The sequence below is a fragment of the Sphingomonas brevis genome (genome assembly GCF_023516505.1).
GTDB classification, from domain to species: domain Bacteria; phylum Pseudomonadota; class Alphaproteobacteria; order Sphingomonadales; family Sphingomonadaceae; genus Sphingomicrobium; species Sphingomicrobium breve.
Genome location: NZ_JAMGBB010000001.1, coordinates 2,133,666 through 2,145,000, shown reverse-complemented (window position 1 = coordinate 2,145,000; position 11,335 = coordinate 2,133,666). Strand labels below are relative to the sequence as shown.

12 protein-coding genes (1 of these 12 running past the window's edge) are annotated in these 11,335 nt (G+C 64.0%); 1 reads left to right on the top strand and 11 read right to left on the bottom strand.

The genetic code is table 11. The features are described 5' to 3' along the window. The 7 genes from LZ518_RS11125 to aqpZ all read right to left on the bottom strand — a co-directional run. On the bottom strand, window positions 1-463 hold the 5' end (the start) of the coding sequence (locus LZ518_RS11125) for an OprO/OprP family phosphate-selective porin (RefSeq protein ID WP_249916055.1). Its footprint begins 1,058 nt before the window's first position; only the first 463 of its 1,521 coding nucleotides appear in the window; the start codon lies at window positions 461-463; the stop codon falls past the left edge of the window. A gap of 88 nt (window positions 464-551) precedes the next feature. Continuing rightward, window positions 552-1,586, bottom strand: a complete 1,035-nt coding sequence (locus tag LZ518_RS11120; protein WP_249916054.1) for a substrate-binding domain-containing protein — start codon at window positions 1,584-1,586, stop codon at window positions 552-554. Window positions 1,587-1,770: 184 nt separating this feature from the next. Then, on the bottom strand, window positions 1,771-2,406 hold the full coding sequence (locus LZ518_RS11115) for a DUF4167 domain-containing protein (protein ID WP_249916053.1): 636 nt from the start codon (window positions 2,404-2,406) through the stop codon (window positions 1,771-1,773). A gap of 260 nt (window positions 2,407-2,666) precedes the next feature. Further along, complete coding sequence (gene prmC / locus LZ518_RS11110) at window positions 2,667-3,482, bottom strand: peptide chain release factor N(5)-glutamine methyltransferase (protein WP_249916559.1); 816 nt, start codon at window positions 3,480-3,482, stop codon at window positions 2,667-2,669. A 5-nt stretch (window positions 3,483-3,487) separates the two neighbouring features. Continuing rightward, complete coding sequence (gene prfA / locus LZ518_RS11105) at window positions 3,488-4,573, bottom strand: peptide chain release factor 1 (RefSeq protein ID WP_249916052.1); 1,086 nt, start codon at window positions 4,571-4,573, stop codon at window positions 3,488-3,490. Beyond that, window positions 4,570-5,778, bottom strand: a complete 1,209-nt coding sequence (hisS, locus tag LZ518_RS11100) for a histidine--tRNA ligase (RefSeq protein WP_249916051.1) — start codon at window positions 5,776-5,778, stop codon at window positions 4,570-4,572. Before hisS ends, prfA begins: the two co-directional genes overlap by 4 nt. Before the next feature lie 85 nt (window positions 5,779-5,863). Next, window positions 5,864-6,595: an aquaporin Z gene (aqpZ, locus tag LZ518_RS11095; protein ID WP_249916050.1), complete on the bottom strand. Its 732-nt coding sequence runs from the start codon at window positions 6,593-6,595 to the stop codon at window positions 5,864-5,866. 119 nt (window positions 6,596-6,714) lie between these two features. Here aqpZ and ppa point away from each other — a divergent pair, with 119 nt between their 5' ends. Further along, the gene (gene ppa, locus LZ518_RS11090; protein ID WP_249916049.1) at window positions 6,715-7,257 is read left to right on the top strand and encodes an inorganic diphosphatase; all 543 of its coding nucleotides are present in this window, start codon (window positions 6,715-6,717) and stop codon (window positions 7,255-7,257) included. Here ppa and LZ518_RS11085 read toward each other — a convergent pair. The 4 genes from LZ518_RS11085 to LZ518_RS11070 form a co-directional block, all read right to left on the bottom strand. After that, on the bottom strand, window positions 7,254-9,872 hold the full coding sequence (locus LZ518_RS11085) for a TonB-dependent receptor (RefSeq protein WP_249916048.1): 2,619 nt from the start codon (window positions 9,870-9,872) through the stop codon (window positions 7,254-7,256). The genes ppa and LZ518_RS11085 overlap by 4 nt on opposite strands. Before the next feature lie 105 nt (window positions 9,873-9,977). Next, on the bottom strand, window positions 9,978-10,505 hold the full coding sequence (locus tag LZ518_RS11080; RefSeq protein WP_249916047.1) for a peroxiredoxin: 528 nt from the start codon (window positions 10,503-10,505) through the stop codon (window positions 9,978-9,980). Window positions 10,506-10,560: 55 nt separating this feature from the next. Further along, window positions 10,561-11,178: a lysophospholipid acyltransferase family protein gene (locus LZ518_RS11075; protein WP_249916046.1), complete on the bottom strand. Its 618-nt coding sequence runs from the start codon at window positions 11,176-11,178 to the stop codon at window positions 10,561-10,563. Next, on the bottom strand, window positions 11,151-11,303 hold the full coding sequence (locus LZ518_RS11070; RefSeq protein WP_249916045.1) for a hypothetical protein: 153 nt from the start codon (window positions 11,301-11,303) through the stop codon (window positions 11,151-11,153). The genes LZ518_RS11075 and LZ518_RS11070 overlap by 28 nt, the downstream gene beginning before the upstream one ends. Window positions 11,304-11,335 lie beyond the last annotated feature (32 nt).

The following is an 11,335-nucleotide window of genomic DNA, read 5'->3' as shown; positions in this document are numbered from 1 at the left end:
TGTACCGGAAACCGCCCGGCAGGGTGCCGTCGGCGCCGAAGGTCAGACGCCGGGCGCGGGTGCTCCAGCCGAGGTTGGCGAAATTGACGCCGGAATTCGTGCCGCGAAGATCGTCGCCGTTGGGGAAGCCGACATAGCCGGCGTCATATTGCAGCAGGCCCTTGGGCTTGAAGCTGAAGCCGGCGTCCTTGTCCTCCAGCTGCGGCGCACCCTTCCACGACGGAAGCGCCTTGGCCTGGGCGGTCTGGATCTGGGTGATGGCCTCTTGCAGCGCTTCCACCTGCGCCTGGAGCAGTTCGATCTTGGCCTGGGCGTCGTCGAGTGCCTGGGCTCCCTGTATGGCCGCATCCGCGGTCGCGTCCGACGCGTCGGGCTGCGCCTCGGGTTCCTGCGCGAGCGCCGCCGTGCTGATAAACAAGGCGCTACCGGCCAGCAGTGCGCGAATGAAAATGATACGCTTCATTATATTCCCTTTCCCCCGCCTCACCCCCGGTGAGGCCTGATGTGCGTCGCCCGAAGGCGACACACATGGCTTGCGTGACGAAGAACCTTTACTTGAGTTCGGCGAATTTGACTGGGGTCAGATTACGCGCGGCCTGCTGCGAGCGGGCACGGATTGGCGCCGGGGCCGAAACCAGTCCGCCGGCCAGCATGTAGCCCTTGGGGCCGATCGCGCTCTCCTTGGTCATTTCGGCAACGAAGGCGCGGATCGCCGGGATGGCAGCGACGTGCGCATTCTTGACGTAAATGTAGAGCGGACGAGCGCCCGGATATTGGAACGCCGCGATGGTCTGGTAGGTCGGCTGAACTCCGTTGACCGCCACGCCCTTGATGGTTGCCGCATTCTCTTCGAGGAAGCTGTAGCCGAAGATGCCAAGCGTGCCCGGATTGGCGCCAAGCTTCTGGACGATCAGATTGTCGTTCTCGCCGGCTTCGATATAGGCGCCGTCGGTGCGGATGCCGGTGCAGATCGCTTTGAACTTGGCTTCGTCGGCCTTTTTCATCGCGGCCATCGCCGGATTGGCTTCGCACGGCGGGGTCAGCAGCAACTCACCCAGCGCATCGCGGGTGCCTGACGTGGTTGGTGGACCGTAAACCCGGATAGGGAGCGCCGGCAGCTTGCCGTTGACGTCCTTCCAGGTCTTGGCCTTGTTCGGCTTGCCGTAAGGTGTCTTGGCCAGCGCCAGGTAAAGATCCTTTTGCGTCAGGCCGGCGATCCCGGTCGCCTTGGCGGTCGCGATCGCGACGCCATCGAGGCCGATCTGGATTTCGGTGACGTCCTTGACGCCGTTGGCCGCGCACAGCTTGGCTTCCGAAGCCTTCATCCGGCGCGAGGCGTTCTCAATGTCCGGGAAGCGTTCGCCGACGCCGGCGCAGAACAGCTTCATGCCGGCACCCGTGCCGGTCGATTCGATGATCGGCGTACCGAGGCGGGGGTTGGCGCGAGCAACTCGCTCCGCGGCCATTTTGGCGAACGGATAGACGGTCGAGCTGCCGACGGCGCGCAAGCTGCGCGCATCGGCCATCGCCGGAAGTGAGAATGCGGCTACCGCGGTAGCGGCATAGATATATGTCTTCGAGGTCATGTGACAGGTCCCTTTGAGCGAACACCTCCGTTCGCCGACAGGGAGCGGACTAGGCCGGAGCCGAGACGCGATCGTGACTGTAATATTACCGTTTCGTGACGGTAACGGTCGAGGTTTTTCGGCAACAAAAAAGGGGCGGCAAGATGCTCTCGCCGCCCCTGGCTATTCAAAATAAATGAAGGCCTCAGGCCGCCGGAGCGACCTCGTCCCCGTCATCGTCGACCCGCGGCTTACGGGCGCGGCGGCGCGGCTTGGGCGCTTCTTCTTCCTCCATGTCGACATCGATCGCGCCGATCGAGGGAGGCAAAACGCCGAGCGAAATCCGTTCGTCGCTCTCCTCTTCGTCGCGCTCATCGCGATCTTCACGCCGGGCGCCATTGGCTCGGGCCTCGCGATCGCCGCGGTCGCCACGCTCGAACCGCTCGCGGCCGCGCTCGCGGTCCCGGCGAGGCCGCTGGCGAATCTCTTCGCCATCGTCGTCAACTGATTCGCCCTCGGCGACCAGCTCCTCGTCACCTTCGATCCCGTCGTCCTCTTCATCGCGGCGCGGACGGCGCTGGGCCTGCTGCTCCTCGAAGCGCGAGCGGTTGTCCTCAAGCACGCGGAAATAATGGTCGGCATACTGAAGATAATATTCGGTCTGGACGCGGTCGCCGGCGAGCTGCGCGTCGCGCGCCAGGCTCTTGTACTTTTCCAGCAGCTGGGCGGCGTTGCCGCGCTGCCGATTATCCTGGCGATTGGCGCCGGCGTTACCGGGCATACCCTGCGGACGCTGTCCGCCGCGGCCACGACGACGGCCGCCCTGACGATTGTTGATCAAATTCTGTTTCCCTGTCGCACTGGCGCCGGTCTCAACCGGTCGCCGCTCAATCTTCCCTTCAACGGAAGTGTGGTCTCCGTCGCGGCGGCCCGGCCCGCGCCATTGCGCAAGTCGACCCTCCCTTTGCCGTCAAACGCATCTGCGAAAGCGCGGCGATGTCGTCGGAGGTAGGTGGCGGGGGCGCATCATTTTCTAGGGGAGCGGCCCCGTCCCTGGACCCCGATGTAATGGTGACCGCCAGAAATTCCAAGCCTTTTCGACTAACCGCGGATGATCAGCGCCCGCGGACGGTCGGCGAGATCGAGAGCAAGCGCCGGCGACAGGCCCTGCTCCATCAGCAGCGCCGACGCCGCCTCGGCCTGATCGAAGCCGATCTCGATCGCCGCCAATCCGCCGGGCGCCAGCAGCCGGCCGATTTCAGGCGCCAGCCTGCGATAGTCATCAAGGCCTTCCGGGCCGGCGAACAGGGCTTCGGCCGGCTCATATTCGCGGACGCCAGGACCGGTTTCGGCGCCGGCGGCGATATAGGGCGGATTGCATAGCAAGAGATCGAACCGCGCATCGATTCCCTCGGCCCAGTTGCCGATCCGGAACTCGGCGCGTCCGCCGACACCCAGCCGGTGAGCGTTCCGCCGGGCATAGGCCAGCGCCGCATCCGACGCGTCGATGCCAAGGCCGGTTGCCTTCGGCCATTCGTCGAGCGCAGCGAGCAACAGGGTTCCCGGGCCAGTCCCGAGATCGAGGATGCGGCTTGGTCCAGCCGTCCCGGCGAAATGTTCCACCGCCGCGGCAATCAGCGTTTCGCTGTCCGGCCGAGGCACCAGGGCGCCGGGTCCTACCTCCAGGTCGATCGTCCAGAATCCACGATGGCCGGTGATATAGGCGACCGGCTCGCCCGACCGGCGCCGCTCTACCAGGTCGAAAAATGTCGCCGGAGTTTCGCCGCGCGGTTCGTCTAGAATCAACCGGTCGCGGCCAATGCCAAGTGATGCCGCCATCAGCAGTTCCGCATCGAGCCGCGGAGTGTCACTGGCCGACGACAATATTTGCGTCGCGCGGCTCAACGCCCGGGGGATCGCGGTCACGCCTCTTCCAGGCTGGCCAGCCGCTCCGCTTCGTCTTCGGCGACGAGCGCCTCAACCAGCTCGCGAAGGCCCGGACCTTCAAGAATCGCGTCAAGCTTGTGCAGGGTCAGGTTGATTCGATGGTCGGTCACCCGCCCTTGCGGAAAATTATAGGTGCGAATCCGCTCCGACCGGTCGCCTGAGCCAACCATCGATTTGCGCGCCCCGGCGCGCTCCGAGGCCAGCCGCTCGCGCTCCAGCTCGAACAGGCGGGTGCGAAGCACCTTCAGGGCCTTTGCCTTGTTCTTGTGTTGCGATTTCTCATCCTGCTGAATCACGACCAGGCCCGTCGGCAAATGGGTGATGCGGACCGCGCTGTCGGTCGTGTTGACCGACTGTCCTCCGGGGCCCGACGAGCGATAGACGTCGATGCGAAGGTCCTTGTCGTCGATGTGGACGTCGACATCCTCTGCCTCCGGCAGCACCGCCACGGTCGCCGCCGAAGTATGAATCCGACCGCCGCTTTCGGTGACCGGCACGCGCTGGACGCGGTGCACTCCGCTTTCAAACTTCATTTTGGCGAAAACGCCGGCGCCGCTGATCGAGGCGACCGCTTCCTTATACCCGCCCACATCAGCACCCGAGGTGCTGATCAGCTCGAATTTCCACCCCTGTTCCTCGGCAAAGCGCTGGTACATCCGAAGGAGGTCACCGGCGAACAGCGCGGCCTCATCGCCGCCCGTGCCGGCCCGAACTTCAAGCATCGCGGCGCGATCGTCGGCTGCATCCTTCGGCAGGAGCTGGACGGCCAGGGCGCGCTCCGCTTCCGGCAGCTTGACCTTTATCTCCTCCGCCTCGTGAACCGCCAGCTCCTTGAGCTCCGGCTCGGCGGAGGGATCATGAGCAAGGCCGGTCAACACTTCCAGCTCGGCGCGCAGGCGCCGCACTTCCCGCGCGGCGGCGGCGACCGGTTCGATCTGGGCATATTCCTTGCTGAGGCGAACGAAATCCTCCGGCGCCAGATTCGGCGCGGCCATCGCCTCGGCGAGATCGTGCTTCTTCGTCTCGATCGAGACGATCCGGTCGAGCGAGATGGTTTTCATGCGAGCAGCGCCTCGACTCGTGGCTCGTCGTTCGATTTGACGCGGCGAGTCACCGCCCCCTCCGCAAATCCCAGTACAACGATTTCCTTCGCACCCTTTTTCACGGCCCGATCGAACCGCTTGCGCGGGCTTCCGGTCGCGATCAGCTCGACCGCAAGGCCGGCGGACCTAAGCCGGGATGCCGCGGCCAAGGCCGCATCCATTGCCGCATCGTCCTCGACCACGATTGCGGCATCGATCGCCTCCGGCGCGGGTTGGCCAATGAGCATTGCTAGCCGCTCGATCCCGGCCGCCCAGCCAATTGCCGGTGTGTGTGGGCCGCCGAGCGATTCGATCAGCCCGTCGTAGCGACCGCCGGCAATGACCGCGCCCTGCGCGCCGAGCTGGTCGGTGACAAATTCGAACGCGGTGTGCCGGTAATAGTCGAGACCGCGAACCAGCATCGGGTCGAGTTCGTAGCCGACGCCTGCCGCTTTCAGCCCGTCGCGCACCTTGCCAAAGAACTCTTCGGCCGGGGCCGTCAGCTTCATTTCCGGGGCGGTATCGACGAACGGCCGATCGCGGGGGTCCTTGCTGTCAAGGATTCGAAGCGGGTTTTTCTCCAGTCGATCCCGGCTATCATCGCTGAGGTCCGCGCGATGGGCAGCGAAATGGTCGATCAGCGCACTCCGCCAGGCATTGCGGCTTTCGGCATCGCCCAGCGAATTGAGCTTGAGCGTAACGGCCTTGATGCCAAGCTCGGCCAGCAGCTGCGAACCCAAGGCCAGGATTTCCACATCGGCCTGCGGCTCCGCCGCGCCGATAATCTCGGCATCGAGCTGGTGAAACTGACGGTATCGGCCCTTCTGCGGTCGTTCGTAACGGAAAGCTGCGCCATGAGTGGCGACCTTGAGCGGCGCAAACTGCTGCCAGCCCTCGCTTAGATAGGCGCGACAAATGCCGGCGGTGAATTCGGGCCGCAGGGTGATGCTGTCGCCCGAACGATCTTCGAACGAATACATTTCCTTGGAAACGACATCGGTGGTCTCGCCGATGGTGCGGGCGAAAACGGCGGTCGGCTCGATCAGCGGTACTTCGACCCGCTTGAAGCCATACAGGCGGCGCACACGATCGAAGGCCGCAACCACTTCGTGGAAGCGGTCGGCCTCTTCGCCAAGCAGGCTTTGCGTGCCCCGGATCGGCTGCGGTGTTTCAATCTTTGCCATTGCTGTGCCGGGCGATAGCGGCAAGCAAGTCGTTCGCCAACTGCCTGCCCGGCCCAGAATTCCGGGCCGGGCTGCCGGGTCGGCGTTATGCTTCGCCGGCGATGTCCGGGCGCGAGCGGGCGTCGGGCGCCAGCCACCGGTAGAGGCTGCCGCCAAGCACCGCGCCGATGATTGGCGCGACCCAGAATATCCATAGCTGCTGAAGCGCAAGCCCGCCGACCACCAGCGCGGGTCCCGTGCTTCGCGCCGGATTGACCGACGTATTGGTGACCGGGATCGACACCAGGTGGATAAGCGTCAGGGACAGGCCGATCGCCAGCGGGGCGAAGCCGGCCGGTGCCTGGCTATGCGTCGAGCCCATGATCACCAGCAGGAAGAAGGCGGTCATGATGATCTCGATCAGCACTCCGGACATCATCGAATAGCCGCCCGGTGACTGGCTTTCGACGCCGTTCACGGCGAGCCCGTTGGGGGCGAGCATAAAGTCCGGCTGGCCGCGGGCGATGCAATAGAGCGTATAGGCAGCGACAATCGCCCCAAGCACCTGCGCGACAATATAGACCGGCATGTCCTTGGCATCGAACCTGCCCCCGGCCCAAAGCCCGACCGTTACCGCCGGATTGAGATGGCAGCCCGATACATGGCCGATCGAATAGGCCATGGTGACTACTGTCAGGCCGAACGCGAGCGACACGCCCAATAAGCCTATGCCGACGTTCGGAAATGCCGCCGCGAGCACCGCACTTCCGCACCCGCCAAGCACCAGCCAGAAGGTGCCGAGAAATTCCGCCACGCCCTTTTTCGTCATGCTGTTCATGATGCCCCTCTCCCTGTTAGAAGCCGGGTTTGGGTGTGCCGCAGCACTGCAGCCTTGAACAGCGGGAAATCCCCGAGGGGTGGTCTTAAAGGCCGCGCGCCGCTAGAGGCGCGCCCATCATGAATATCGACCTGATTCCCGTGGGGCCCAATCCCCCACAAACCGTCAACGTGCTCATCGAAGTGCCGATCGGCGGAGAGCCGGTCAAATATGAGTTCGACAAGAAGAGCGGCGCGATGGTCGTCGATCGCATCCTGCATACGCCGATGCGCTATCCGACCAACTATGGCTTCATCCCCCAGACGCTATGCGGCGACGGGGATCCGCTCGATTGCCTGGTGATGACCCGCTGGACGCTCCAGCCCGGTGTCGTGATCGCGGTTCGCCCGGTCGGCGTGCTCTATCTGGAGGACGAAGCCGGCGGCGATGAGAAGATCCTGGCCGTGCCGATCACCAAAATCTCGCCCTATTATCAGGATGTCGAAAATTACACCGATCTGCCGCCGATCGTGGTCGAGCAGATCGAGCATTTCTTCACCCACTATAAAGACCTCGAGCCCGAGAAGTGGGTTCGGGTCGGTACCTGGGGCGATGCCGAGGCGGCGCGCCAGGTAGTGCAGCAGTCGATCGAAATGGCGAAGACCGGGAAGGTCTCCGCCTAATTCGATTGTTGCTCCTGTCTCCGTTGCCGCTGCTGCTGGATGAAGCGGCGAGGGATGAAGAGCTTCCTGAACGTAAGGCCGAACGTCCGCCCGACAGGCTCGAGCAGGTCGGGCTGGTAGCTTGACGGCGTAGTGCCGCTGTCGTCGCGTACCTTCGGCCGGTTGTTCAGCACATTGTCGACATCGAACCGGATTGAGGCGCCGCGGAAGAACGGGTGCTTCGCGACAAGATCGAAATTCTCGCTCAAGTTGGCGAACAGCCTTAGGTCCAGGTCGAAGTAGGGTGAGAATCTGAGGTCGCCGGACGAGCTGTCGACAGTCGTCCCGCTGCGCCAGTTGCCCTGCAACCGAGCGCCATATCCATTGTTGTAATAGCCGGTTTCGAACTGGATTTCGTGCCGAGGCCGTCCACCCAGATTATTCACCGGCTCCCCGTGAAGATAGTCGAGCTTGGGAATGCCATCGGCAATGGTGACCTCATCGACCAGGTTGAGCTGGTGGGTGAGCGAGAAAGTCAGCCGCCCACCCTGGCGGCGGCCGCCACCGAACCGACCGCCGCCAGGCCCCCCGAAACCGCCGCCTCCCCCGCCGGGGCCCCGCGCCGCGCCTTCGCTATCCGGCGGCGGCGGCGTACTATTGTCACCCTGCCGCGTGCGCTCGGCGGCGAAGCGTTGGCGGAAGGCGTTGATGGCGGCTTGCGACGGCCGCTTCGAGGCCAACGGCTTGGTGAAGTCGAATCCCCAGCGGAACGTGTCGCGGCGCGATTGCTCGAAATTCACCGGCGTCTGGTCGACGCGAACCAGCTGTCCGATCGTCTCGCCCGGTTCCGGCGGATTACGAGTGAAGCGGTCGGGGAACGCGTCTTCAAGTGCCTCGCTTGCCGCGGGGAAGCCTGCCTGCGGATGATCGATCGTTTCGTGGACATAGTCGGCGCGAAGGCGCAGGTCGGTCTCGGCAAACGGCTGCCAATGACCGCCGATCTTGAACACGTTGCGCGTATCGGAACGAAGGTCGGGATTGCCGCCCGTGACGGTGGTCACCAGCACGGTGTCACCGGTCGCAAAGTCGAAGAAGCTGACGTTGGGTGTCTCGAGCGGAGGATCGCCAAGTTGCTGCAGCGATGGCGCTCCTTGCTCGCGGGTCCAGCTGGCGTTGAAATTGAGCCTTTGCGCCGGCGTCCAGCTGAGCCCCGCGCCGAGGCTGGTAAGCGTTCCGAAGTCGCTCAAATGGGTTAGTCCGGCATTGGCGTTGGCCGTTAGTCGGCCAATCGCCGCACTGCGCTTGGTGATTGGCAAATCGAGACTCGCCGTGCCTTCAAGCGTTCCGCGATTCAGATCGGATTTCGACCGATCGCCGTCGTGCGTCGCTTCGCTGTCGATGCCGGTCAGGCCGGTCCCCAACCGGAAAGTGGCAGTGGCTTCCCCCGCAGGCAGCGCAAACAATGGTCCCGTCGCGGTTCCATCGAGCGCGAGGTTGTAACGGTTTGATCGGCTGCGATCGCGTGGAAGCATCTCGACCGGGCCGAGGTCGCCAAAGGGGTCGAGCGTCGGGTCGCCGGCATCAAGCCGATCCTGAAGGTCGGTCAGGTCGGGCCCATTGTCGGTGCGCGTGATGCTGTGATTGAGTTCGGCATTGCCGGTGGACGACAGGCGCCACTTCCCACGCTGAGTGTTGAGTGCGGTCCCCAGCCGAACCGAGTCCGTCCGGCTTGTGCGGGTCAGTGGCGCATCGTCCGGAAAAGCGCGCTCGATCAGTTCGCCGCCATCGTCAAGAGTTCCGGTAGGGACTCCGAATCGCGACTTGCTCGATTCCCGTTCGGCTTCAAGATTGATGGTCGCAGACACATCGCCGAGGATGGTGCGGTTGTGGGTGCCTGACAGGCGGATATCGGTATGGGAAGCAACCAGGGTCCGGAACGGCCGGGAGTCGACGGCGTCGGTTTCCGGCGCGACCAGGTCGAGTTCGATATCGCGTTCGTTTTCGTAGAGCGGCGAATTCCCCTCCGCATGGGCGTTGAAAGAGGTGCGCGTGCCGTCGGCGACGATCAACCGGGTGACGTCGCCCAGGCCGGAGACATAGCCCCCGTCGGTGGCGCCCTTGCCGCGGATCTCGGCACTGGTCGAATTGAACCTGCGGCGAAGGACGATGTTCACCACACGCTGGTCCGCGGGATAGCCATATTTGAGCGCGACTTCCTCAGGCAGGATTTCCATCCGCTCGATTGCCTCGGGCGGCAGGTCGCGCATTTCGCGAAACCCGGAGATGCGCTGGCCGTTCAGCAGCAGGATTGGCCGGCCCCCGGCACGACCGCGGGCGCTTCCAATTTGCGAGGCGATCGAGTCCAGAAGTTCGCTGACACTGGTTGCGCCGGTGGCGCGGATGTCGCGCGAATTCAGCGTGTTTTCCGGCGGAATATCGCCGACCACCGAACCGCGAGGCCGCTGGCCCTGGACGACAATCTCCTCGCCCGCCGCCTCCCCATATTCATCTTCCGATGGAGCCGCCGCGGCAGCGTCAGGCTGGGGGGTCGACGGCGGCGGGGCATCCTGGGCGACGGCTCCAGCCGAAGCTGTTGACGCAAGCAGGATGAAAAGCAGGGGTTGGGCACGCGGCATTGGTCAGGGAACTCAGTCAGGGGAAACTAGGTCCCTGCTGACTTCATTTGGATGAAGTCCGCATGACTGGCAGGCCGCGCTGTGGCGGGCTTTCGACGAACGGGCCTAGCCCTTCAACGCCTGCACCGCCGCCAGCGTCTTGGCGACATGGTCTTTCCAGTCGAGTTCGGAATGGACCATCACGATCCGTCCCTTGCGGTCGATGACATAGCTTGTGCGATCGGTCAGCTCGGGCTTCTGCTTCAAGACCACGTCATAGGCCTTGATCGTTTCCGGCGACGCCGTGGCGACGGGGAATTTGCTCCGGCATGCCTCGGTCGAGAATTTCTTGAGCGTATCGAGATTGTCGGCACTCATTCCCACTACCCGGGCCCCGGCCTTGCGGAATTGCGGCATGGCGTCGGCAAAGGCCTTGGCTTCCAGCGTGCAGCCCTGGGTGAAGGCCTTGGGGAAGAAATAGAGCACCAGCGGCCCGCGCTGCAGCTGGTCTTTCAAATGCAGCTTGAACGGCTTGCCGCCGACCGCGCCATAGGTTGTGAAGTCGGGCGCCTGGGCACCGACCGGCAAGGCAGCGCCGAGCGGCTGGGATGATAGTGCGAAGGTGGCAAGGGCGACGGTCAGCAAAGCGCGCATCGGGGCGACTCCTACGGCAATTTGGCGGCACGCTAATCCTACCGAGCCGCGATGGCTAGCAGCCGTCGGGAAAACCGGCGCGCTCGGGATGCTTGGGAGTGATGGTGCGAAAGAAGGCAAAGGCCGGCTTCATGTCGGCCTGATATTGGCCGGTCGGGTGGATCAGCGCCCCGAACACTGCGCGCCGCGTCGGATAATCGGGTCCGGCCGCAAGGATCGGAACACCGGCCTTCAGCGCGATCTGGTAGAAGCCGCTTTTCCATTGGGTGGTGAAGGAGCGGGTGCCTTCGGGCGCGACCACCAGGATGAAATCGTCATGGGCGCGGAATTGATCGACGACCTGGCTGACGAGGTCTTGGGATTTGCTGCGGTCGACGGGGACGCCACCGAGCGCGCGCATGAAGCCGCCCAGCGGCCAGCGGAACAGGCTATGCTTGCCGACGAAGCGGATCTGACGGCCGACCGCATGGACCGCGCCCATGAACACCAGGAAATCCCAGTTCGAGGTATGCGAGGCGCCCATGATGACGAACTTGCGATCGGGCGGAAGTTGGCCGGAGATGCTCCAGCCGCTGCGGTAAAACCATTGCAGCAACAGCCAGCGAACCAGCCGTTCCAGCCAATTGAGTTGGAGATTGGTGTCGATCAGCCGAGGACCGAGCCGATGATCCAAATGGCGGACATGGCGATCACCACCAGCAGCAGCGATATGCCAAGGACATAGCGGACTCCCTGCGCTTTGACGGCTCCGCTAGCTTCGGTCTCGTTGAGATGGACCTCTTCGCCTTGCCGTTCCATCGCCGCCTCCATCTTATACTTGTCAAACGAGC

Coding starts and splice junctions, on each gene's coding strand:
- LZ518_RS11120 (WP_249916054.1), bottom strand. CDS start 1,586: ATGACCTCGAAGACATATATCTATGCCGCTACCGCGGTAGCCGCATTC.
- prfA (WP_249916052.1), bottom strand. CDS start 4,573: ATGAAAACCATCTCGCTCGACCGGATCGTCTCGATCGAGACGAAGAAG.
- hisS (WP_249916051.1), bottom strand. CDS start 5,778: ATGGCAAAGATTGAAACACCGCAGCCGATCCGGGGCACGCAAAGCCTG.
- aqpZ (WP_249916050.1), bottom strand. CDS start 6,595: ATGAACAGCATGACGAAAAAGGGCGTGGCGGAATTTCTCGGCACCTTC.
- ppa (WP_249916049.1), top strand. CDS start 6,715: ATGAATATCGACCTGATTCCCGTGGGGCCCAATCCCCCACAAACCGTC.
- LZ518_RS11085 (WP_249916048.1), bottom strand. CDS start 9,872: ATGCCGCGTGCCCAACCCCTGCTTTTCATCCTGCTTGCGTCAACAGCT.
- LZ518_RS11080 (WP_249916047.1), bottom strand. CDS start 10,505: ATGCGCGCTTTGCTGACCGTCGCCCTTGCCACCTTCGCACTATCATCC.
- LZ518_RS11070 (WP_249916045.1), bottom strand. CDS start 11,303: ATGGAACGGCAAGGCGAAGAGGTCCATCTCAACGAGACCGAAGCTAGC.